The sequence below is a fragment of the Pseudomonas sp. genome, from assembly GCF_050739935.1.
Lineage (GTDB): Bacteria > Pseudomonadota > Gammaproteobacteria > Pseudomonadales > Pseudomonadaceae > Aquipseudomonas.
In genome coordinates this window covers 1-19,690 of the sequence record NZ_JBOICF010000036.1, presented here as the reverse complement: position 1 = coordinate 19,690, position 19,690 = coordinate 1, and the positions used below count along the sequence as shown (strand labels likewise).

At 59.3% G+C, this 19,690-nt stretch carries 14 protein-coding genes; 10 read left to right on the top strand and 4 right to left on the bottom strand.

Going from position 1 to position 19,690, the window contains the following annotated elements; translation table 11 throughout:
- The first annotated feature begins 55 nt into the window (after nucleotides 1-55).
- Both ACRER8_RS05875 and ACRER8_RS05870 read left to right on the top strand, forming a co-directional pair.
- Nucleotides 56-2,521 (top strand): EAL domain-containing protein, encoded by a 2,466-nt coding sequence (locus tag ACRER8_RS05875; RefSeq protein WP_431745407.1) that lies wholly within the window; start codon nucleotides 56-58, stop codon nucleotides 2,519-2,521.
- Between the two features lie 35 nt (nucleotides 2,522-2,556).
- On the top strand, nucleotides 2,557-3,354 hold the full coding sequence (locus ACRER8_RS05870; RefSeq protein ID WP_431745406.1) for a TenA family transcriptional regulator: 798 nt from the start codon (nucleotides 2,557-2,559) through the stop codon (nucleotides 3,352-3,354).
- Between the two features lie 175 nt (nucleotides 3,355-3,529).
- Here the strand turns inward: ACRER8_RS05870 and ACRER8_RS05865 are convergent, their stop codons facing one another.
- The 4 genes from ACRER8_RS05865 to ACRER8_RS05850 all read right to left on the bottom strand — a co-directional run bounded on the left by ACRER8_RS05865 (nucleotide 3,530) and on the right by ACRER8_RS05850 (nucleotide 7,263).
- Nucleotides 3,530-4,288, bottom strand: coding sequence for a YciK family oxidoreductase (locus ACRER8_RS05865; protein ID WP_431745405.1), 759 nt, complete (start codon nucleotides 4,286-4,288; stop codon nucleotides 3,530-3,532).
- 191 nt (nucleotides 4,289-4,479) lie between these two features.
- Nucleotides 4,480-5,151, bottom strand: coding sequence for an N-acetylmuramic acid 6-phosphate phosphatase MupP (mupP, locus tag ACRER8_RS05860; protein WP_431745404.1), 672 nt, complete (start codon nucleotides 5,149-5,151; stop codon nucleotides 4,480-4,482).
- A 3-nt stretch (nucleotides 5,152-5,154) separates the two neighbouring features.
- Nucleotides 5,155-5,853, bottom strand: coding sequence for a bifunctional 2-polyprenyl-6-hydroxyphenol methylase/3-demethylubiquinol 3-O-methyltransferase UbiG (gene ubiG, locus ACRER8_RS05855; RefSeq protein ID WP_431745403.1), 699 nt, complete (start codon nucleotides 5,851-5,853; stop codon nucleotides 5,155-5,157).
- An 81-nt stretch (nucleotides 5,854-5,934) separates the two neighbouring features.
- Nucleotides 5,935-7,263 carry a TRZ/ATZ family hydrolase gene (locus tag ACRER8_RS05850; RefSeq protein ID WP_431745402.1) on the bottom strand — a complete coding sequence of 443 codons (1,329 nt, stop codon included), beginning with the start codon at nucleotides 7,261-7,263 and terminating at the stop codon, nucleotides 5,935-5,937.
- Nucleotides 7,264-7,491: 228 nt separating this feature from the next.
- On the opposite strand from ACRER8_RS05850, the gene mtnA reads away from it, so the two are divergent.
- The 8 genes from mtnA to rpsA form a co-directional block, all read left to right on the top strand.
- Nucleotides 7,492-8,568 (top strand): S-methyl-5-thioribose-1-phosphate isomerase, encoded by a 1,077-nt coding sequence (gene mtnA / locus ACRER8_RS05845; protein ID WP_431745401.1) that lies wholly within the window; start codon nucleotides 7,492-7,494, stop codon nucleotides 8,566-8,568.
- Nucleotides 8,569-8,873: 305 nt separating this feature from the next.
- Nucleotides 8,874-11,669 (top strand): DNA gyrase subunit A, encoded by a 2,796-nt coding sequence (gyrA, locus tag ACRER8_RS05840; RefSeq protein WP_431745400.1) that lies wholly within the window; start codon nucleotides 8,874-8,876, stop codon nucleotides 11,667-11,669.
- A 146-nt stretch (nucleotides 11,670-11,815) separates the two neighbouring features.
- Nucleotides 11,816-12,901 (top strand): 3-phosphoserine/phosphohydroxythreonine transaminase, encoded by a 1,086-nt coding sequence (serC, locus tag ACRER8_RS05835; RefSeq protein ID WP_431745399.1) that lies wholly within the window; start codon nucleotides 11,816-11,818, stop codon nucleotides 12,899-12,901.
- On the top strand, nucleotides 12,901-13,995 hold the full coding sequence (gene pheA / locus ACRER8_RS05830) for a prephenate dehydratase (protein ID WP_431745398.1): 1,095 nt from the start codon (nucleotides 12,901-12,903) through the stop codon (nucleotides 13,993-13,995). The genes serC and pheA overlap by 1 nt, the downstream gene beginning before the upstream one ends.
- A 129-nt stretch (nucleotides 13,996-14,124) precedes the next feature.
- Nucleotides 14,125-15,237, top strand: coding sequence for a histidinol-phosphate transaminase (gene hisC, locus ACRER8_RS05825; protein WP_431745397.1), 1,113 nt, complete (start codon nucleotides 14,125-14,127; stop codon nucleotides 15,235-15,237).
- 40 nt (nucleotides 15,238-15,277) lie between these two features.
- Entirely contained in the window at nucleotides 15,278-17,485 is a 2,208-nt protein-coding gene (locus ACRER8_RS05820; protein ID WP_431745445.1) for a bifunctional prephenate dehydrogenase/3-phosphoshikimate 1-carboxyvinyltransferase, read from the top strand.
- Nucleotides 17,482-18,171: a (d)CMP kinase gene (cmk, locus tag ACRER8_RS05815; RefSeq protein WP_431745396.1), complete on the top strand. Its 690-nt coding sequence runs from the start codon at nucleotides 17,482-17,484 to the stop codon at nucleotides 18,169-18,171. Before ACRER8_RS05820 ends, cmk begins: the two co-directional genes overlap by 4 nt.
- Before the next feature lie 121 nt (nucleotides 18,172-18,292).
- The coding region (gene rpsA / locus ACRER8_RS05810) for a 30S ribosomal protein S1 (RefSeq protein WP_431745395.1) at nucleotides 18,293-19,690 on the top strand (1,398 nt) is incomplete at its 3' end.

Below are 19,690 nucleotides of genomic sequence, written 5' to 3'. Positions count from 1 at the left end.
AAGGTCGCCTGAATCGGGGAAGTGAGTATCTGGCAGTGCTGATGAAAGGGACACCATGAAGCAAAAGCGGATCCTCGAGAAGCCCCGACTTCTGGGCATCGTTTGGCCATTTATCGCTGTAGTGCTGTTACAGGCATTGCTCGGCTGCGTCAGTCTTTCCATGATGTCGGCGGTGCGCAGCTATGTGGGCGGGGAAAGCCTCTGGTCCAAGGGGCAGAAAGACGCCATTTACTATTTGAATCTCTACGCCAACAGCCGCGACGAGATCAACTACCTGAAGTACCAGCAGGCCATCGCGATTCCTCAGGGCGGACATGATCTGCGGCTGGCGATGGATCAACCCGAACCGGATATCGCGCGCGCCAATGCAGGCATTCTGCAGGGTGGTAACCATCCCGACGATGCCCAGGCCATCATCTGGCTTTATCTGAATTTTCGCCATTTCAGCTACCTGGAGAGGGCCATCGATCTGTGGAAGATCGGTGACGACTACTTGGTGCAACTGGACGAAGTTGCCCGGGAAATGCACGGGCGCATAGTCGATGGCAGCGCCACCAACGCTGATGTGCTGACCTGGCGACAGCGAATCAACGCCATCAACGAAGGCGTCACGCCCGCCGCCAAGGCGTTCAGCGATGCGCTGGGAGAAGGCTCGCGGGTGATCCTGCGGATTCTGGTGGTGGTCAATTTGGCCACCGCGATATGTCTCATTCTTCTTGCGCTGTTGCGCACACACAAATTGTTGGAGCAACGCCACGCTTTCGCTCTCGCCCTGCAAACGGAGAAGGAGCGGGCGCAGATTACTCTGGAATCCATTGGTGACGGGGTGATCACCACCGATGTTGACGGCTTGATCGCGTACATGAACCCCGCGGCCGAACAAATGACTCACTGGAAGACCGGGCAGGCGGCCGGTTTGCCGCTGGCGGCGCTGTTCAACCTGCTCGATGAGAACGATCAGAAGGACAGCTCGACCCTGATCGAGCACATTCTCAGCGGCAAGCTGGGTGGCGGCAGCGAGAACTCCAAGCTGATTCAACGCCTGGACGGCAGCACCGTATCGGTGGCGTTGGTGGGCTCGCCGATCCGTACTGAGGGCAAGATCAGCGGCGCGGTATTGGTGCTGCATGACATGACTCAGGAACGCCAGTACATCGCCAACCTGTCATGGCAGGCGACCCACGATGCCTTGACGGGACTGGCCAACCGTCGCGAGTTCGAATATCGATTGGAGTTGGCCTTGAGCGGGCTGGCGCATCAGGCAGGTCAGCACTCGGTCATGTTCCTGGATCTGGACCAGTTCAAGCTGGTCAACGACACCAGCGGTCACGCGGCCGGCGACGAGCTGCTCAGGCACATTTGCGCCTTACTGCAACAGGGCATTCGCGAGGGTAATACGCTGGCGCGGCTGGGCGGTGACGAGTTCGGTATTTTGTTGGAACATTGCTCGCCGGAATCAGCGGAAAGGATTGCCGAAGGGCTGCGTCAGACCGTGGAAAGTCTGCACTTCGTGTGGAAGGGCAGGCCATTCGTGACCACCGTCAGCATCGGCCTGGTGCACGTTTCCGACACGCCGACGACGCTCGAAGCCTCGCTGCGCTCTGCGGACATGGCCTGCTACATGGCCAAGGAAAAGGGCCGCAACCGGGTACAGGTCTATCACGACGATGACTCGGAACTGTCCACCCGCTTCGGTGAAATGGCCTGGATTCAACGCCTGCACATGGCGCTGGAAGACGATCGTTTTTGCCTCTACTCACAGGAAATCGCACCCCTCAGCCGTGATGCGGCCGGGGGCAACGGCCATGTGGAGATTCTGCTGCGATTACGCGATGAGTCCGGTCGCATGATTCTGCCGGACAGCTTCATTCCCGCTGCCGAGCGCTACGGGATGATGACGACGCTGGATCGCTGGGTAGTGCAGAGCGTCTTCAAGGTCATCGCCAATTGTCTGAACGACAATCACCGCAAAGGCCCGATGGCGGTGTGTGCAATCAACCTGTCCGGCACTAGTATCGGCGACGATGCCTTTCTCGAATATCTGCGACAGCAGTTCCAGATCTATGCAATTCCACCTGAACTTATCTGTTTCGAAATCACCGAAACCAGTGCGATCGCCAATTTGGGTAGTGCTATTCGGTTCATTAATGAACTCAAAAGTCTAGGATGCCGTTTTTCTTTGGATGACTTCTGTGCAGGCATGTCGTCATTCGCTTACTTGAAACATTTACCTGTGGATTTCTTGAAGATCGATGGCAGTTTCGTAAAAGACATGCTCGACGACCCGATCAATCGGGCGATGGTGGAAGTGATCAACCATATCGGGCACGTAATGGGCAAACAGACGATCGCTGAGTTCGTCGAAAGCCCCCAGATAGAGCAGGCGTTATTGGAAATCGGTGTGGACTACGCTCAGGGGTATGTTATTGAGCGACCGCAATTATTCACCTGTGAATCTCTGCACGCACGGCCCGCGAGGCAGACCCCAATGTTGTTCAGCGCACCCGGGACTTTTCGCTGAACGACCCGATGCAATACAACATAAGGAGCTACACAGTGATCGATATGTTCATTAGAACCGGTCCGCTGATGGATGCCGGCAGTTACCCCGCTTGGGCACAGCAATTGATCAACGATTGCAGTGAAGCCAAGGCACGCGTGGTAGGGCATGAACTTTATCAACGTATGCGAGATGGTCAGCTCAGTTCCAAGACCATGCGCCAGTATTTGATTGGTGGATGGCCTGTTGTTGAACAGTTTGCAGTCTATATGGCGCATAACCTGACCAAAACCCGTTTCGCCCGGCATCCGGGCGAAGACATGGCGCGTCGCTGGTTGATGCGCAATATCCGGGTTGAACTCAATCATGCCGATTACTGGGTAAACTGGAGCGCGGCCCATGGGGTCACGCTGGAAGACCTGCAAGCGCAGCGGGTTCCGTCAGAGTTGCACGCACTCAATCACTGGTGCTGGCACAGCTGTTCGTCGGAGCCTCTGGTTGTCGCCATCGCAGCCACTAACTACGCCATTGAAGGCGCGACCGGCGAATGGTCTGCTGTCGTATGTTCGCAAGAGACATACGCAGATTTGTTCCCGCCGGAGACGCGCAAACGCGCCATGAAATGGCTCAAGATGCATGCGCAATATGATGACTCCCACCCTTGGGAAGCCCTGGAGATTATCTGCACGCTGGCGGGCAACAACCCCAGCGAGCAGTTGCAGGCAGACCTGAGGATGGCAATCTGCAAGAGCTACGAATACATGTACTTGTTCTTGGAACGGTGCATGGTCCTGGAGCGAACGCAGGAAGCGAAAGCGCCCGTGCGCGAACGCCGGTATGCGGTTCGCGCCTGAGTCGATCAGCCCGCCATTTCTAGGCGGTTACGGCCTAGGCGTTTGATCGCATACGGGTGCAGTCGGCGTGATGCACAAGGCTGTCGGGGTGATACGCCCGGCAGCCGCATCGAGGCGCCCCCGACCAATGGCAGGCAAGAATTTCCCTTCTCCTCCGGGCACAAGCCTGAGCGATTCAACTAATCGATGACTTCGTCTGCGCGTCGAACGCCTGCCCATTGATACCCGCACTGTCCGGGCCCATGAGGTACAGGTAGACCGGCATGATTTCTTCAGGCGTCGGGTTGTTCAGTGGGTTTTCCGCCGGGTAAGCCTGGGCGCGCATGTCGGTTCGGGTGCCGCCGGGGTTGATGCTGTTGGCGCGCACTGACGCGACGTTTTCCAGTTCATCGGCCAGGGTCTGCATCAGCCCCTCGGTGGCGAATTTGGAAACTCCATAAGCGCCCCAATAAGCGCGGCCCTTGCGTCCGACGCTACTGGAGGTGAACACCACCGAGGCGTCCTGGGACAGCTTTAACAGCGGCAGCAGCGTGGCCGTGAGCATGAACGTCGCGTTGACGTTGATGTGCATCACTCGCATGAAATGCTCGCCGGACAACTGCTCGATCGGCGTCCGCGGACCTATGATCGAGGCGTTGTGCAGCAGACCGTCGAGATGTCCGAATTCACCCTCGATCATTGCCGCCAGCTCGTCATATTGATGGGGCAGGGCGGTTTCCAGATTGAAGGGGATTATCACCGGCTGCGGATGACCGGCGGCTTCGATTTCGTCGTAGATGGCGGTCAGGTTCGACTCGGTCTTGCCCAAGAGCAGCACGGTCGCGCCGTGCGCAGCATAGGTTCGGGCAGCGGCGGCACCGATGCCGCGACCTGCGCCGGTGACCAGAATGACGCGCCCTTTAAGCAGTTCGGGGCGGGCGGAGTAGTTGAACATGGGAGGCCTCTCTAATCCTTGTGAATCCTGTGTTTATCAGGCGTGGGCCTGCACGAACCGTGCGCTGAAATCAGATCCTGTGGGAGCGAATTTATTCGCGAGGGGCCGGTACAGACGGTACATATTCACCGACTGACCCAGCGCATCGCGAATCAATTCGCTACCACAGGTTGTATCCAGCCTCAGGGCCGTCAGCAGCCGCAAAGAGCGTTATCGAGCACCCTGCGCAAATCCAGCGGCTGATCCACGACCACATCCGCGCCCCAATGATCGGGGTTGTCGTGGGGATGGATATAGCCATAGCGCACGGCGGCGGTCCTGGTGCCTGCATCGCGGCCGGACTCGATATCCCGCAGATCGTCGCCGACGAACAACACGCTGGCCGGGTCCAGGTCGAGCATCTTGCAGGCCAGCAGCAATGGCTCGGGATCGGGCTTGCTTTTGGTCACATGATCCGGGCAGATCAACACGGCGGAGCGCTCGGCCAGCCCCAGCTGCTCCATGATCGGCTGAGCGAAACGCACCGGCTTATTGGTGACTACGCCCCAGATCAACTTCGACTTTTCAATGTCGGCCAGCAACTGTTCCATGCCCTCGAACAGCTTGCTGTGAACCGCGCAGTCCTTCTGGTAGCGCTCCAGAAACTCCAGGCGCAAGGCCTCGAATTCCGGCTCGCTTGGGGACATCGCAAATGCCGCTGAGACCATGGCCTTGGCGCCGCCGGAGATTTCATCGCGAATCAGCTTGTCGTCGATTGGCGCAAAGCCACGCTCGACAAGCATGGCCTGACAGATGGCGATAAAGTCCGGCGCGGTGTCGAGCAGAGTGCCGTCCATGTCGAATAGAACCGCTCTCAGGCGCATGAATCAGGCCCCCTTCAGCGTCTGGATCATGTAGTTGACGTCGACGTCGGAGGCCAGCTTGTAATGCTTGGTCAGCGGATTGTAGGTCAGGCCAATGATGTCCTTGACCTCAAGACCCGCGCTGCGGCTCCAGGCGCCCAGCTCGGAAGGGCGGATGAACTTCTTGAAGTCATGGGTCCCGCGCGGCAGCAGGTTCATGATGTATTCGGCGCCGATGATCGCGAACAGATAAGCCTTTGGATTACGGTTGATGGTGGAGAAAAACACCTGGCCCCCCGGCCTGACCATCTTGTAGCAGGCGCGGATCACCGACGACGGGTCGGGCACGTGCTCCAGCATTTCCAGGCAGGTCACCACGTCGAACTGCTCGGGCATTTCTTCGGCCAGCGCTTCAGCGGTGATCTGCCGATATTCAACGTTGACGCCTGACTCCAACTGATGAAGTTGAGCCACGGCCAGCGGCGCTTCACCCATGTCGATTCCGGTCACGGTGGCGCCGCGCAAAGCCATCGCTTCGCTGAGAATGCCGCCGCCACACCCGACGTCGAGCACCTTCTTGCCAGCCAGACCCACTCGCTCGTCGATCCAGTTCACCCGCAGCGGGTTGATGTCGTGCAGCGGCTTGAACTCGCTGTTGCGATCCCACCAGCGATGGGCCAGGGCCTCGAATTTGGCGATTTCGGCGTGGTCGACGTTGCTCATCTGTGATCCCTCTAAAACTTGAAATTCGGTGTCAGATCACGGCATCGGGCCATGATCGTGCAAAATCCTGTCGTTGAACGCTCAGCCTTTGGCGGCGATGCGATTGCCCCAGGCTTTGGCAGTCCTGATCAACGTCTGTTCGTCCATTCGCGTCAGGCGTTTGTCCTGAAGCAACTGTTTTCCAGCGACCCAGACGTGGTGTACGCAGTCACGGCCGCTGGCATATATGAGTTGCGAAACCGGATCGTAAATCGGCTGCTGCGCAAGCCCAGACATGTCGAAAGCGACCATGTCCGCCGCCTTGCCGATCTCCAGCGAGCCGGTGAGATCCTCGATGCCCAGGGCGCGGGCGCCATTGAGCGTCGCCATGCGCAGCGCACGATGGGCGTCCAGCGCGGTGGCCGAGCCTGCGACAGCCTTGGCCAGCAACGCAGCGGTGCGGGTTTCGCTCAGCAGGTCCAGATCGTTGTTGCTGGCGGCGCCGTCGGTGCCGATAGCGACATTGACCCCGGCCTGCCACAGCCGTTCGACGGGACAGAAACCGCTGGCCAGTTTCAGATTCGATTCGGGGCAGTGAATCACGCTGGAGTTGGTTTCCACCAGCATCTCCAGATCGTCATCGCTGATCTGGGTCATGTGCACGGCCTGAAAGCGCGGGCCGAGCAGTCCCAGCCGATGCAACCGCGCGAGCGGACGTTCTTGACGCTGCTGCACCGCTTCATTCACTTCAAAAGCGGTTTCATGAACGTGCATGTGAATTGCGGCATCCAGCTCATCGGCGATGACCCGGATCTTTTCCAGGTTTTCATCGCTGACGGTATAGGGTGCGTGTGGGCCCATGGCGATTCTGATCCGGTCGTGATGGGCCAGATCATTGAACAGCTCGACGCCAATGTGCAGGGATTCGTCAGCGTTGCATGCGCCGGGTATCGGGAAGTCGAGCACGGGCACGGTGATCTGTGCGCGAATGCCGCTGTTGTGGACGCGCTCGCAGGCGACTTTCGGGAAGAAATACATGTCAGAGAAGCAGGTGATGCCACCCTTGAGCTGCTCGGCGATGGCGATATCGGTGCCGTCGCGGACGAAATCCTCATCGACCCATTTACTCTCGGCAGGCCAGATGTGGTCCTGCAGCCACGTCATCAACGGCAGGTCATCGGCCAAGCCCCGGAACAAGGTCATCGCCGCGTGCCCATGGGCGTTGATGAGGCCTGGGCTGAGCAGCATTCCGGGCAGTTCGCGGACTTCGCTGGCGTTTTGCCGCAAGGCTTCTGCCCTGGGCCCGATATAGGCGATCAGCCCGTCACGAATCCCGATACCGTGTTGTTGCAGCACGACGCCGGCGGGTTCGACCGGTACCAGCCATTCAGGCAGGAGCAGGAGGTCGAGCGGGGCGGCGGAATCGGGCATGGGCGGGCATCCATTTGACGTATAACGGCGAGGGCGAAGTATACCCGAGCGCCTTGACGGGCGGCTCGCTATAATCGGCGGCTTTTTCAGCTGCTGGCCATTTGATTTCTGGCATCCGAGACAAATTGTGGGAGCGAGCTTGCTCGCGAAGGCTAAGGTTCGATCATTGCAATGATTCGAACGTACTGAGCGCCCTGATCTTCAAATTTTCATCATGTGGGGTGTGCGATGCGCGATCGATTACTGGCTGCGGAGAAGGTGAAGGCCATCGATTGGCGGGACGGCACGCTATATCTGCTGGATCAGCGGGTGCTCCCGTTCGAGGAAACCTGGCGGCCCTATCGCAGCGCTGAGGGCGTGGCCCAGGCCATTCGAACGATGGTCGTGCGCGGTGCGCCCGCCATTGGCATCGCTGCGGCGTACGGTCTGGTGCTCGCGGTTTTCGAGCGTTACGCCGAGGGCGGCGATTGGCAAATGGCCCTTGAAGAGGATTTCGACCTGCTGGTCAATGCGCGGCCCACGGCGGTGAATCTGTTCTGGGCGCTGAACCGCATGCGCGAGCGTCTATATCGGCTCAAGGACAGCGAAGACCCTCGCGCCGCCATGGAAGCCGAGGCGGCCGCGATCCACCTCAGCGATCGCGAAGCCAACCTGACCATGGCGCAATTGGGCGTGGAGCTAATCCGCAAGCATCAGGGCAACTTGCAAACCGTGCTGACCCACTGCAATGCTGGCGCCCTCGCCACGGGCGGATTCGGCACGGCGCTTGGGGTGATCCGCGCAGCCTATATAGAAGGCATGATCGAGCGCGTTTACGCTGACGAAACCCGCCCCTGGCTGCAGGGTTCGCGGCTGACGGCCTGGGAATTGAGCAACGAGGGCATCCCGGTGACAGTGACCGCGGACTCGGCAGCGGCATACCTGATGAAAACCAAAGGCATCACCTGGGTCGTGGTTGGCGCCGACCGCATCACCGCCAACGGTGACGTGGCGAACAAGATCGGCACCTACCAACTCGCTGTTGCGGCCATGCATCACGGCGTACGTTTCATGGTGGTCGCGCCAAGTTCGACCATCGACATGAACCTGGCCAACGGTGAAGACATCCCGATCGAAGAGCGTGATGCCAACGAACTGCTGGAAGTGGCGGGACGCAGGCTTGGCGTAGACGTCAATGCCTTCAATCCGGTATTCGATGTGACACCGGCCGACCTGATCGATGCCATCGTGACCGAAAAAGGCATCGTCGAACGCCCCGACACTGCAAAAATGGCCCAACTGATGTGCCGTAAACGCCTGCATTGATCAGTACGCCGCAGGCGCTACTATCCGGCGGGGTGAGCGCTGCGGGGCCCTGTAGGCGCTTCTCAGGCCGCTAATGGCGAAATGGCTCGTTTTCAGCGCGCTCAAATGCTTCGTGCCTGACGGCTATTGTGCTAACATCCGGCGGTTTCCAAGAGGGCGCAATGCGGCCCTCTTTACTGCGCAAATCCATGGCTTAAATCGCTGATTTGTCGTAAGTCGCCACCAGGCAATCGCCGGTGGCGGCGAGCTTCGTTCATCCCGGATGGATGTGCGAGGTTTCACCAGAAAAAGGAATCAGGCTTCTCATGGGCGAACTGGCCAAAGAAATCCTCCCGGTCAATATCGAAGACGAGCTGAAGCAGTCCTACCTCGACTACGCGATGAGCGTCATCGTCGGACGAGCTCTGCCCGATGCGCGCGACGGCTTGAAGCCCGTGCACCGGCGTGTACTGTACGCAATGAGCGAACTGGGTAACGACTGGAACAAGCCGTACAAGAAATCCGCTCGTGTGGTCGGTGACGTCATCGGTAAGTACCACCCGCATGGCGACACAGCTGTTTACGACACCATCGTGCGTATGGCTCAACCCTTTTCCCTGCGCTATCTGCTGGTAGACGGCCAGGGTAACTTCGGTTCCGTGGACGGCGACAACGCCGCCGCCATGCGATACACCGAAGTGCGCATGACCAAGCTGGCGCACGAGCTGCTGGCCGACCTGCACAAGGAAACCGTCGACTGGGTGCCCAACTATGACGGCACCGAGCAGATTCCGGCAGTCATGCCGACCCGTATTCCCAACCTGCTGGTCAACGGTTCCAGCGGTATCGCCGTGGGCATGGCGACCAACATTCCGCCGCATAACCTTGGTGAAGTCATCGATGGTTGCCTGGCGCTGATCGACAACGGCGACCTGACCGTCGACGAGTTGATGCAATACATTCCCGGCCCTGATTTCCCGACAGCGGGCATCATCAATGGCCGTGCCGGCATCGTCGAGGCCTACAAGACCGGTCGTGGTCGCATCTACATGCGTGCCCGCTCCATCGTCGAAGATATCGACAAGGTCGGCGGTCGCCAGCAGATCGTCATCACCGAGCTGCCTTACCAGCTGAACAAGGCGCGTCTGATCGAAAAGATCGCCGAGCTGGTAAAAGAGAAGAAGCTCGAAGGCATCACCGAACTGCGCGACGAGTCCGACAAAGACGGTATGCGCGTGGTCATTGAGCTGCGTCGTGGCGAAGTGCCTGAGGTGATCCTCAACAACCTCTACGCCCAGACCCAGCTGCAGAGCGTTTTTGGCATCAACATCGTTGCGCTGATCGACGGCCGCCCACGGATCCTCAACCTCAAGGACCTGCTGGAAGCCTTCATCCGTCACCGTCGCGAAGTCGTTACCCGCCGTACTGTGTTCGAACTGCGCAAGGCGCGCGAGCGTGGTCACATCCTCGAAGGTCAGGCCGTAGCCCTGTCGAATATCGACCCGGTCATCGAACTGATCAAGGCTTCGCCAACTCCGGCGGAAGCGAAGGAAGGACTGATCAATACGCCGTGGGAGTCGAGTGCGGTGGTGGAAATGGTCGAGCGCGCAGGCGCCGAGTCGTCCCGCCCGGAGAACCTCGATCCGCAATACGGTCTGCGTGACGGCAAGTACTTCCTGTCGCCGGAACAGGCTCAGGCGATTCTTGAGCTGCGTCTGCACCGTCTGACCGGTCTGGAGCACGAAAAACTGCTGACCGAGTATCAGGAAATCCTGACTCAGATCGGCGAGCTGATCCGCATCCTCAATAGCTCCACGCGCCTGATGGAAGTCATCCGCGAAGAGCTGGAACTGATTCGTGCCGAGTACGGCGATGTGCGCCGTACCGAAATTCTCGATGCGCGCCTGGATCTGACTCTGGGCGACATGATCCCGGAAGAAGAGCGCGTCGTGACCATCTCCCACGGTGGTTATGCCAAGACTCAACCGCTGGCCGTGTATCAGGCGCAGCGTCGCGGTGGTAAAGGCAAGTCGGCTACCGGCGTCAAGGATGAGGACTACATCGCTCATCTGCTGGTCGCCAACAGCCATACCACGCTGCTGATGTTCTCCAGCAAGGGCAAGGTGTACTGGCTCAAGACCTACGAGATTCCGGAAGCGTCCCGCGCCGCTCGTGGTCGTCCGTTGGTCAACCTGTTGCCGCTGAGCGAAGGCGAATACATCACCACCATGCTGCCTGTCGATCTGGAAGCCATGCGCAAGCGGGCTGACGAAGAAGAGGCCGAAGGCGTGGAGTCCGATGTCGAGGACCTTGAGAACAGCAACGAAACCGAAGAAGAGCGCAAGGCGCGGATCAAGGCTGCAGACAGGAAGAAGGCGCCGTTCATCTTCATGTCCACCGCCAACGGTACCGTCAAGAAGACCCCGCTGGTGGCGTTCAGCCGTCAACGCAGCGTCGGCCTCATCGCTCTGGAGCTGGACGAAGGTGACATCCTGATTTCCGCGGCCATCACCGATGGCGAACAGGAAATCATGCTGTTCTCCGACGGCGGCAAGGTCACCCGCTTCAAGGAATCCGATGTCCGTGCCATGGGCCGTACTGCGCGTGGTGTGCGTGGCATGCGTCTGGCGGAAGGACAGAAGCTGATTTCCATGCTTATTCCCGAAGAAGGCAGCCAGATTCTCACCGCTTCGGAGCGTGGCTATGGCAAGCGCACCGCGATCACCGAATTCCCTGAATACAAACGTGGCGGTCAGGGCGTGATCGCCATGGTCAGCAACGAGCGTAACGGCCGGTTGGTCGGCGCGGTTCAGGTGCAGGACGGCGAGGAAATCATGCTGATTTCCGACCAGGGCACCCTGGTTCGTACCCGCGTCGGCGAAGTTTCCAGCCTGGGCCGCAACACTCAGGGCGTGACCCTGATCAAGCTGGCGAAGGACGAGAAACTGGTCGGTCTGGAACGTGTCCAGGAGCCTTCCGAAGTTGAAGGTGAAGAGCTGGAAGGCGAAGCGTTCGATGGCGAAGAACTGGACGGCGAGGTTGCAAACCTCTCTGACTCCGGCGAATCGGCCAGCGATTTGCAGGCAGATGCGGCATCTGACGAAGAAGAAGCGCAGGACTGAGGGTGATAAGGGGGCTACCCATGCCCCCTTTCGGACGCTGTCCAAGGTCGCGAATCGGTCTCCATGACACCTCTCGACTGCAACCTTCGGCAGCTCCCAACGCTTCACCCGTTCCAAATCAAACAAGTGACATGACGAGAGTGGATATGAGCAAGCGAGCCTTTAACTTCTGCGCGGGTCCTGCTGCGCTTCCTGAAGCTGTTCTGCTGCGCGCCCAGGCTGAAATGCTTGACTGGCACGGCAAGGGCTTGTCAGTGATGGAAATGAGTCATCGCAGCGATGACTACACGGCCATCGCCGAAAAGGCCGAGCAGGATCTGCGCGAGCTTCTATCCGTTCCTTCCAACTACAGAATCCTCTTTCTGCAAGGCGGGGCCAGTCAGCAATTCGCTGAGATCCCGTTGAACCTGCTGCCGGAAAACGGCACGGCTGACTACATCGAAACCGGTATCTGGTCGAAAAAGGCCATCGAGGAGGCCCGTCGCTTCGGTAACGTCAACGTCGCTGCCAGCGCCAAGCCTTTCGATTATCTGGCGATCCCGGGCCAGAACGAATGGAACCTGACCAGGAACGCGGCCTATGTGCACTACGCCTCCAACGAAACCATTGGTGGTTTACAGTTCGACTGGGTGCCTGAGACTGGTGACGTTCCACTGGTGGTCGACATGTCCTCCGACATCCTGTCGCGTCCGATCGACGTCTCGCAATTCGGTCTGATTTACGCCGGCGCGCAGAAGAACATCGGCCCAAGCGGTCTGGTGGTAGTGATCGTTCGCGAAGACCTGCTAGGTCGCGCGCGCAGCAGTTGCCCGACCATGCTCGACTACAAGATCTCTGCCGACAACGGCTCGATGTACAACACCCCGGCCACGTATTCGTGGTACCTGTCGGGCTTGGTCTTCGAGTGGCTCAAGGAGCAGGGTGGCGTCGCAGCCATGGAGCAACGCAACAGCGCCAAGAAGGAGCGGCTTTACGACTTCATCGACAACAGCGAGTTCTACACCAACCCGATCAGCCACAATGCCCGCTCGTGGATGAACGTGCCGTTCCGTCTGGCTGACGAGCGTCTGGACAAGGCTTTCCTGGCCGGTGCCGACGCCCGCGCCTTGCTCAACCTCAAAGGCCACCGTTCGGTCGGGGGCATGCGCGCCTCGATCTACAATGCCCTGGGCCTGGACGCAGTCGATGCGCTGGTGGCCTACATGGCCGAATTCGAGAAGGAACACGGCTAATGTCTGAACAGGAACTCAAGGCGCTGCGCGTGCGCATCGACAGCCTGGACGAGAAGGTTCTGGAGCTGATCAGCGAACGTGCACGCTGCGCGCAGGAAGTGGCGCGCGTGAAAATGGCCAGTCTGGCGGAAGGCGAAGAACCGGTGTTCTACCGCCCCGAGCGCGAAGCTGCCGTGCTCAAGCGCGTCATGGAGCGTAATCGTGGCCCGCTGAGCAACGAAGAGATGGCGCGTCTGTTCCGCGAAATCATGTCTTCGTGCCTGGCGCTGGAGCAGCCGCTCAAAGTCGCCTATCTCGGTCCTGAAGGCACCTTCACCCAGGCAGCGGCGCTGAAGCATTTCGGCCACGCCGTGATCAGCAAACCTATGGCCGCCATCGATGAAGTGTTCCGCGAAGTGGCCGCCGGAGCGGTCAATTTCGGCGTGGTCCCGGTGGAGAACTCCACCGAAGGCGCGGTCAACCATACCCTGGACAGCTTCCTCGAACACGACATGGTCATCTGTGGCGAGGTCGAGCTGCGTATCCACCACCATTTGCTGGTGGGAGAAAATACCAAGACCGACAGCATCAGCCGCATTTACTCTCACGCCCAGTCGCTGGCCCAGTGCCGCAAATGGCTGGACGCCCATTACCCCAATGTCGAGCGCGTGGCGGTTTCCAGCAATGCCGAAGCGGCCAAACGGGTCAAGGGCGAGTGGAGCTCCGCCGCTATCGCGGGTGACATGGCTGCAGGCCTGTATGGCCTGTCGCGCATCGCCGAGAAGATTGAAGACCGTCCGGATAATTCGACCCGCTTCCTGATGATCGGTAATCAGGAAGTGCCGCCGACGGGGGACGACAAGACCTCGATTATCGTGTCGATGAGCAACAAGCCTGGTGCCTTGCACGAATTGCTGGTGCCTTTCCACGAGAACGGAATCGACTTGACCCGCATCGAGACCCGACCTTCACGCAGCGGTAAGTGGACCTACGTGTTCTTTATTGATTTCGTCGGCCATCACCGGGATCCGCTGATCAAGGCAGTGCTGGAGCGAATCAGCCAGGAAGCCGTGGCATTGAAGGTCCTGGGCTCCTATCCGAAGGCGGTTCTTTAAACAGCCTTGATTGCAGTTGTGACTGCATGGCTTGCCAGCGTCGGGGCATTCGAAATCGCCACCGCTGGCAAGCGGGACTGCTACAGGACCGGAATCTCCAGGATTGTTCTATAAGAGGTAAAGCGGTACATGAGCGGCGACTTCCTCGCGCTGGCACAGGCCGGCGTGCAAAAACTATCGCCTTACGTTCCCGGCAAACCGGTGGACGAGCTGGCGCGTGAGCTGGATATCGATCCGGCTCGCATCATCAAGCTGGCCAGCAACGAGAACCCGATGGGCGGAAGTCCAAAGGCGCTCGCGGCGATTCGTGATGCGCTGGCCGAGCTGACCCGCTACCCCGATGGCAACGGCTTCGATCTGAAGCAACTGCTGTCCACGCGTTGTGGCGTCAAATCGAATCAGGTAACGCTGGGTAACGGCTCCAACGACATTCTTGAAATCGTCGCCCGCGCCTATCTGGCTCCTGGCCTGAACGCGGTATTTAGCGAGCACGCTTTCGCGATTTATCCGATCGTCACTCAGGCCGTGGGCGCCAATGCTCGCGTGGCCAAAGCCAAAGATTGGGGACATGACCTGCCGGCAATGCTCGCCGCTATCGACAGCGATACCCGCGTCGTCTTCATCGCCAACCCGAACAACCCGACCGGCACCTGGTTCGGCCCGCAGGCATTGGCTGCGTTCCTCGCCGAAGTGCCGGAATACGTGTTGGTGGTCCTCGACGAGGCCTACATCGAGTACGCCGAAGGCGCCGATCTGCCGGACGGCCTGAACTTCCTGGCGGAGTATCCAAATCTGCTCGTCTCGCGCACCTTCTCCAAGGCTTATGGTCTGGCGTCGCTGCGTGTGGGCTATGCGCTGTCTTCGCCGGTCGTGGCCGATGTGCTGAACCGCGTACGTCAGCCGTTCAACGTCAACAGCCTGGCCCTGGTCGCCGCCTGTGCTGCGCTGAACGATGCCGAGTTCGTCGCCCAAAGCCGGCAGTTGAACGAGGCGGGTATGCAGCAGCTTGAAGACGGGTTGCGTCAGTTGGGGCTGGACTGGATTCCTTCCAAGGCCAATTTCATCGCCGTCGATGTGGGTCGTGAAGCTGCATCGGTTTACGAAGGTCTGCTGCGCGAGGGCGTGATCGTGCGTCCGGTCGCGGGTTACGGCATGCCCAACCACCTGCGCGTGAGCATTGGTCTGCCTGCTGAGAACGGCCGCTTCCTTGAAGCCTTGAACAGGGTTCTGGCGCGTGGTTGATGTCATCGCTGATGTCACGCCAGTGCAATCCGCTGCGCCTATGATCGGCCGCCTGGTGGTGGTCGGTCTCGGGTTGATCGGAGGCTCGTTCGCCAAAGGTCTGAAAGAAAGCGGCCTGTGTCGTGAGGTGGTCGGCGTTGATCTTGACCCGCAGTCGCGCAAGCTGGCCGTCGAGTTGGGTGTCGTCGATCGTTGTGAAGACAATCTCGCTACCGCCTGCATCGGTGCCGATGTCATTCAATTGGCCGTGCCGATCCTGGCCATGGAAAAACTGCTGGGCGTGCTGGCAAAGCTCGACCTCGGTGATGCCGTGCTGACCGATGTGGGCAGCGCCAAGGGCAATGTCGTGCGCGCTGCACGTGACGCATTTGGTGCGATGCCGGCGCGTTTCGTGCCGGGCCACCCGATCGCCGGTTCCGAGCAGAGTGGCGTAGAGGCGTCCAACGCGCAGCTGTTCCGCCGTCACAAAGTTATTCTCACGCCATTGCCCGAAACCGATTCGACGGCGCTGGCGCTGGTTGACCGGATGTGGTCCGAGCTTGGTGCCGACGTCGAGCACATGCAGGTCGAGCGCCATGACGAAGTGCTGGCGGCGACCAGTCATTTGCCGCACCTGCTGGCCTTCGGCTTGGTGGATTCGCTGGCCAAGCGCAACGAAAATCTGGACATCTTCCGCTACGCGGCGGGCGGCTTTCGCGACTTCACCCGCATTGCCGGCAGCGATCCGGTGATGTGGCATGACATCTTTCTGGCCAACCGTGAAGCGGTACTGCGTACGCTGGATACCTTCCGCCATGATCTCGACGCGTTGCGCGATGCGGTAAATGCCGGCGACGGCCATCAGCTCCTCGGTGTGTTTACCCGCGCCCGAGTGGCCCGCGAGCATTTCGGCAAAATCCTCGCGCGGCGCGCCTACTTTGATAAAGTCGCTGCCGATGATCTGACGTTTGTCGCTCAGCCAGGTGGCAGCGTGCGCGGTCAGATTCGCGTGCCGGGTGACAAATCCATTTCTCATCGCTCGATCATGCTCGGCTCGCTGGCCGAGGGCACGACGGAGGTCGAAGGCTTCCTCGAAGGCGAGGACGCGCTGGCGACTCTGCAAGCATTCCGCGACATGGGGGTGGTCATCGAAGGGCCGCATCATGGTCGCCTGACCATTCACGGCGTCGGCCTTCACGGCCTCAAACCCGCGCCGGGTCCGATCTACCTGGGTAATTCAGGCACCTCGATGCGTCTGCTTTCCGGTCTGCTGGCCGGGCAGACTTTCGACAGTGTGCTCACGGGCGATGCTTCTTTGTCCAAACGCCCGATGGGGCGCGTAGCCGAGCCTCTGCGACAAATGGGCGCTGTGATCGAGACCGCGGCCGAAGGTCGCCCACCACTGACCATTCGCGGTAGCAACCCGCTTCGTGGCATCCGCTACGTGATGCCGGTGGCCAGTGCCCAGGTCAAATCCTGTCTGTTGCTGGCTGGCCTGTATGCCGAAGGCCGTACGACCGTCACCGAACCTGCACCGACACGCGATCACACCGAGCGCATGTTGCGCGGCTTTGGTTATCCGGTATCGAGCAACGACGCGACGGCTGCAGTTGAAGCGGGTGCGAAGCTCACCGCCAGCCGCATCGAAGTGCCGGCGGACATCTCGTCGGCGGCTTTCTTTCTAGTGGCGGCGTCGATCGCAGACGGTTCCGAACTGCTGCTCGAACATGTCGGCGTCAATCCGACACGCACCGGTGTCATCGACATCCTGCGACTGATGGGTGCAGACATTTCCGTGCAGAATCTGCGCGAAGTAGGTGGCGAACCGGTCGCCGAGTTGCGCGTTCGATATGCAAGACTCAAGGGTATCGAGATTCCCGAAGCGCTGGTGCCGTTGGCCATCGACGAGTTCCCGGTACTGTTCGTGGCAGCGGCGTGTGCCGAAGGGCGTACGGTGTTGCGCGGGGCACAGGAATTACGTGTAAAGGAATCCGATCGCATTCAGGTCATGGCCGATGGTCTGGCCGCCCTGGGTATCAAGGTTGAGCCGACCGCCGATGGTCTCATTATTGAGGGCGGCAGCATCGGTGGTGGCGAAGTCGATGGCCATGGCGATCATCGCATTGCCATGGCTTTCAGTATCGCGTCGTTGCGTGCGTCGGCCCCGATTCGTATCCGGGACTGCGCCAATGTGGCGACTTCTTTCCCAAATTTCCTGGCGCTGTGTAGCCAGGTGGGTATTCGTGTAGCGCAAGAGGGGCAATCGTGAAAGCTCAAGCTCCGGTCATTACGATCGACGGACCAAGCGGTTCCGGGAAAGGGACAGTAGCTGGTTTGCTGGCCAAGCGTCTGGGTTGGTGCCTGCTGGATTCTGGCGCGCTGTATCGTCTGCTGGCATTCGCTGCCCGCAATCATGGCGTCGACCTGACCAATGAAGAAGCGCTCAAGCTTCTGGCTGCGCATCTGGACGTGCAATTCGAGGCTGCGACCGGCGATCACGGTCAGCGCATCGTTCTCGAAGGCGAAGACGTGACGCTGGCGATTCGCAATGAGCAGATCGGCAGTGGTGCTTCGCAAGTGGCTTCCTTGCCGGCGGTGCGTGAAGCATTGCTGCAGCGCCAACGCGCGTTTCAAGAGTTTCCGGGGCTGGTCGCAGACGGCCGCGACATGGGGACCGTAGTGTTTCCGGCCGCGCCGCTGAAGGTTTTTCTGACGGCCAGTGCCGAGGAGCGTGCCCGACGCCGATATTTGCAGTTGAAGGCGAAAGGGGACGATGTTAGTCTGTCGAGTCTGCTAGATGAGATACGTGTCCGCGACGAGCGCGACACCCAGCGAGCGGTAGCCCCGCTCAAACCGGCGCATGACGCCATCCAGCTGGATTCCACCGAATTGTCCATAGAGCAGGTGTTGGAACGCATCCTGAGTGAAGTCGCACTTCGCGATCTCGCCGGATGATCAGAAAGCCATGTGGGAGACCAGTCATAGTCCCGCAGGCTTTCTTTCATATGAACGAAACCCACGTTGTCTGGAGCGTGGCAGATGGGCGTATTCTTCGCCCTTATCAACAGGAATTAAAATGAGCGAAAGCTTTGCTGAACTTTTCGAAGAAAGCCTAAAGACCCTTAACCTTCAGGCCGGTTCGATCATCACCGCTATCATCGTCGATATCGATTATCAGGCTGGTTGGGTAACCGTACACGCTGGTCTGAAGTCTGAAGGCCTCATCCCGCTGGAACAGTTCCACAACGATGCTGGCGAGCTGACCATCAAGATCGGCGACGAAGTTCACGTTGCGCTGGACGCGGTCGAAGACGGCTTTGGCGAAACCAAACTGTCCCGCGAAAAAGCCAAGCGTGCTGAGTGCTGGATCGTTCTGGAAGCGGCTTTCGCAGCTGAAGAAGTGGTCAAGGGCGTTATCAACGGTAAGGTTAAAGGCGGCTTCACTGTCGACGTTAACGGCATCCGTGCGTTCCTGCCAGGTTCTCTGGTTGACGTCCGTCCAGTGCGCGACACCACGCACCTGGAAGGCAAAGAGCTGGAATTCAAGGTCATCAAGCTGGACCAGAAGCGCAACAACGTTGTCGTTTCCCGTCGCAGCGTCCTGGAAGCCGAGAACAGCGCCGAGCGCGAAGCTCTGCTGGAATCCCTGCAGGAAGGTCAGCAAGTCAAAGGTATCGTCAAGAACCTCACCGATTACGGCGCATTCGTCGATCTGGGTGGCGTCGATGGCCTGCTGCACATCACCGACATGGCCTGGAAGCGCATCAAGCATCCTTCGGAAATCGTCAACGTTGGCGATGAGATCGATGTAAAAGTCCTGAAGTACGATCGCGAGCGCAATCGTGTATCCCTGGGCCTGAAGCAACTGGGCGAAGACCCATGGGTTGCTATCAAGGCACGTTACCCAGAAGGCACTCGCGTGACCGCGCGCGTTACCAACCTGACCGACTACGGCTGCTTCGCAGAGCTGGAAGAAGGCGTGGAAGGCCTGGTACACGTTTCCGAAATGGACTGGACCAACAAGAACATCCACCCTTCGAAAGTCGTACAAGTCGGCGACGAAGTGGAAGTTATGGTTCTGGACATCGACGAAGAGCGTCGTCGTATCTCCTTGGGCATCAAGCAGTGCAAATCTAACCCATGGGAAGATTTCTCTGGCCAGTTCAACAAGGGCGATAAAATCTCCGGCACCATCAAGTCGATCACCGATTTCGGTATCTTCATTGGTCTGGACGGCGGCATCGACGGTCTGGTTCACCTGTCCGACATCTCCTGGAACGAAGTTGGCGAAGAAGCTGTTCGTCGTTTCAAGAAGGGCGACGAGCTGGACACCGTTATCCTGTCGGTTGACCCAGAGCGCGAGCGCATCTCCCTGGGTATCAAGCAACTGGAAAGCGATCCGTTCTCCGAGTACGTTCAAGAGAACGACAAAGGCGCAATCGTTAAAGGCACTGTGAAAGAAGTTGACGCCAAA

Bases quoted from the DNA above. Each gene is read 5' to 3' on its own strand.
- mtnA (WP_431745401.1), top strand. From the start codon at position 7,492: ATGCGCGATCGATTACTGGCTGCGGAGAAGGTGAAGGCCATCGATTGG.
- pheA (WP_431745398.1), top strand. From the start codon at position 12,901: ATGTCTGAACAGGAACTCAAGGCGCTGCGCGTGCGCATCGACAGCCTG.
- ACRER8_RS05850 (WP_431745402.1), bottom strand. From the start codon at position 7,263: ATGCCCGATTCCGCCGCCCCGCTCGACCTCCTGCTCCTGCCTGAATGG.
- ACRER8_RS05865 (WP_431745405.1), bottom strand. From the start codon at position 4,288: ATGTTCAACTACTCCGCCCGCCCCGAACTGCTTAAAGGGCGCGTCATT.
- ACRER8_RS05875 (WP_431745407.1), top strand. From the start codon at position 56: ATGAAGCAAAAGCGGATCCTCGAGAAGCCCCGACTTCTGGGCATCGTT.
- serC (WP_431745399.1), top strand. From the start codon at position 11,816: ATGAGCAAGCGAGCCTTTAACTTCTGCGCGGGTCCTGCTGCGCTTCCT.
- mupP (WP_431745404.1), bottom strand. From the start codon at position 5,151: ATGCGCCTGAGAGCGGTTCTATTCGACATGGACGGCACTCTGCTCGAC.
- ACRER8_RS05820 (WP_431745445.1), top strand. From the start codon at position 15,278: ATGATCGGCCGCCTGGTGGTGGTCGGTCTCGGGTTGATCGGAGGCTCG.
- hisC (WP_431745397.1), top strand. From the start codon at position 14,125: ATGAGCGGCGACTTCCTCGCGCTGGCACAGGCCGGCGTGCAAAAACTA.
- ubiG (WP_431745403.1), bottom strand. From the start codon at position 5,853: ATGAGCAACGTCGACCACGCCGAAATCGCCAAATTCGAGGCCCTGGCC.
- gyrA (WP_431745400.1), top strand. From the start codon at position 8,874: ATGGGCGAACTGGCCAAAGAAATCCTCCCGGTCAATATCGAAGACGAG.